We start from the raw sequence: 3,196 nt of genomic DNA on the forward strand, positions 1-3,196 counted from the left end.
TTGCAATCCTCCTGCTTTCAGAAATGTTAGCATGGCTTCTGTAACTTCAGTAATATTATTAGGGAATTGATCTGTGTCCCAACCATTCTGATAATCACCCCGATTTGCGTCGATACTTCCAAGCATTCCATGGGCAGCGGCAATTTCCATTTCGTGTTGCATAGTGTGATTAGCCAAAGTGGCATGATTTACTTCCAGATTAAGTTTGAAATCGTCTTGTAAGCCGTACTGATGGAGAAATCCAACTACAGTGGCAGCGTCAAAATCATACTGATGCTTCATAGGTTCCATAGGTTTGGGTTCTATAAAGAAAGTTCCCTTAAAACCTTGTTTTCTGGCATAATCTCGTGCTGTTGCTAAAAAACGGCCCATATGGTCCAATTCGCGTTTCATATCAGTATTTAACAAAGACATATAACCTTCTCGTCCTCCCCAAAAAACGTAATTTTCACCATCCAGAGCCATGGTGGCATCCAGAGCTAATTTTATCTGGCCACCGGCTCTTGCTAACACCTTAAAATCGGGATTAGTAGCGGCGCCATTCATATATCTGGGATTTGAAAAGCAATTGGCTGTACCCCATAAAAGTTTTACTCCCGAAGCTGCTTTTTTCTCCTTAATATAATCGACAATGGCTGAAAGTCTCTTTTCAGATTCTGAAAATGAACCTCCTTCTCTTACCAGATCAAAATCATGGAAGCAAAAATAATCAAACCCCATTTTTGTAATAAACTCGAAGGCAGCATCGGCCTTGGCTTTTGCAGCATCTATAGGATCACTAAAATTATCCCATGGAAAATTTTGTGTCCCAGGTCCAAAAGGATCGGCCCCTACGCCACAAAAGGTATGCCAGTAAGCCACGGCAAATCTTAAATGGTCTCGCATGGTTTTACCTGCCACAAGCTGATCGGGATTATAGTATTTAAAAGCCAGAGGGTTATCAGATTCTTTGCCTTCAAACGGAATTTCGCCTATTCCCTTATAAAATTCCTTATTTCCAATAAGTGCCATATTAATTGTTTTTTAATGTTATTTCCAGTTCTTTTTTCCAGAGTTCGTAAGCCATTTTATATTCCTTTTTTTCAAAGGAGGGGGAATAACTCATAATATAGTCGTTATCCATTATTTGTTTTCCGAATGCCGTATAATTGCCATCGAACAACTGACATGCCCTGGCTGCACCTATGGCGCCGGTGGTATTATATATTTCAATATCCTGTTCGATTAATGTAGCTATGGTAGTGGAAAAAATGGGAGACCTGAATAAATTATCGTTACCTGCCCTGATTACCTTTGCTTTTATACCATCTGTTTTAAGTATTTCAATTCCATAAACAAAAGAAAAAGCAATCCCTTCAAGAGCAGCTCTACAAAGATGAGCTTTCGTATGGATATTTAGGTTTACATTCTTGATTTGAACCCCTAAATCTTTGTTCTCTAACATGCGTTCCGGGCCATTTCCGAAAGGTAAAATAATAACTCCTTTTGCGCCAATGGGTACCTGGGCGGCTAGCTCATTCATTTCCTGGTAGGACGCAACTTCTAAGTTATTTAATAACCATCTGTACATAATTCCTGCCCCATTGATACATAATAATTTTCCTATGCGTCTGTTGTTGGTTGCATAGTTAACATGTGCAAAATTATTGACACGAGAACTTTCTTTCACAGACAAGTTGTCTGTGATAGCATAAACCACTCCCGATGTACCACCGGTGGCCGCTACTTCACCAGGATTAAATACATTTAATGAGAGGGCGTTATTAGGCTGATCACCAGCGCGGTAAAGAATAGGAGTTCCTTCTTTGAGACCGGTTTCCATGGCTCCTTTGGAGGTGATATGACCCTGGTCTGAAAAGGTGTCTACAATTTCAGGGATAAGGTCTTCAGCTATACCATAATAATCTAAAAGCCAACTGGCAATTTGCTCCTCTTCAAAATCCCAAAAGATACCTTCCGAAAGACCAGAAATAGTAGTATTTATTTTTCCACTTAATTTGTAAGCTATATAATCGCCGGGAAGCATGGCCTTAAAACTGTTTTTATAAAGTTCGGGTTCATTTTCCTTCACCCATTTTAGTTTAGATGCTGTAAAGTTTGCCGGGGAATTTAAAAGTTTATGTGAACAGATATCGTGACCTAGTTCATCAAATGCTTTCTTACCTATATCAACCGCTCTGCCATCGCACCAGATAATTGAATTTCGAAGAGGAATACCACCTTCATTAACAATGACAAGTCCGTGCATTTGATAAGAAATGCCAACACCTTTTATCTCATTGGGTTGAATATTGGTTTCCTTTAGTAATTGTTTTGTGGCTTTGCATATATGAGTCCACCAATCATCAGGATTCTGTTCTGCCCAACCTTTGTTGGGAGCGAGCATATCCATTTCCTTTTTAGGTTCACTTATTACAGCCAGGCTTTTACCTGAAGCTATCTCCACTAAAGCTACTTTTATTGAAGAACTTCCAAGATCGTAGCCTAAAGTGTACATTTTTTGATTGATTTTTGACAGCTTAAGATATTGTTTTTAGGGTTATATGGCAAGTCATTAAAAATAAAAAACCCTGATCATATAGATCAGGGTTTTTTAAAAAATAAACTTAAAGAACTTCTTAGTATCCCGGATTCTGAACAAGATTAGGATTAAGAATAATCTGAGTAGCAGGAATAGGGAATAATTCACGATCTGAATTCCCAACAGCGGCAGGATCTTTAAATTCCCAATCGCGGGTGTATTGACCAAATCTTATTAAATCATTACGTCTCCAAAACTCTATGTATAGTTCTCTACCTCTTTCATCGATCAAATTTTGTTCTGATACACTACCTAATGGCGTTGCACCACGTAAAACACGTAATTCGTTAACCATTGCTGTTGCATCACCACTGCTTCTAAGCATAGCTTCTGCCTTCATTAAATGTGCATCCGAATATCTGAAGAAGATTTCATGTGAAGTGAAACCGCCATGTCGCGGGCCGTACTTAAGCACCCTTATACCTGTTACTTCATCATTATCAAGAAGGTTTGGTTGCCCATCAACTGCGCTTACAAATTCTCTTGAGAAGTTTAAAGGCGCACCACCTCTATCTGTGAGAGGAGTACCGTCAGGGCCATATTGTTGTCCTTTAAGGAAACCAAAACCAATATGAGTACCGTCTGCAATACCATCATTATTATCATCAACAGTAC

At 39.0% G+C, this 3,196-nt stretch carries 3 protein-coding genes; all 3 read right to left on the reverse strand.

Going from position 1 to position 3,196, the window contains the following annotated elements:
* Positions 1 to 1,011: xylose isomerase (gene xylA / locus WBN20_RS08395; protein WP_424281354.1), on the reverse strand; the 1,011-nt coding region annotated here is incomplete at its 3' end.
* A 1-nt stretch (position 1,012) separates the two neighbouring features.
* A complete protein-coding gene (locus WBN20_RS08400; RefSeq protein ID WP_424281355.1) occupies positions 1,013 to 2,497 on the reverse strand; it encodes a xylulokinase in 1,485 nt (494 codons plus the stop codon).
* 121 nt (positions 2,498 to 2,618) lie between these two features.
* Positions 2,619 to 3,196, reverse strand: a 578-nt coding sequence (locus WBN20_RS08405; RefSeq protein ID WP_424281356.1) for a RagB/SusD family nutrient uptake outer membrane protein, incomplete at its 5' end; no start/stop codon positions are given.

It is taken from the genome of Eudoraea sp. (genome assembly GCF_049665975.1).
Taxonomy (GTDB): Bacteria; Bacteroidota; Bacteroidia; order Flavobacteriales; family Flavobacteriaceae; genus Eudoraea.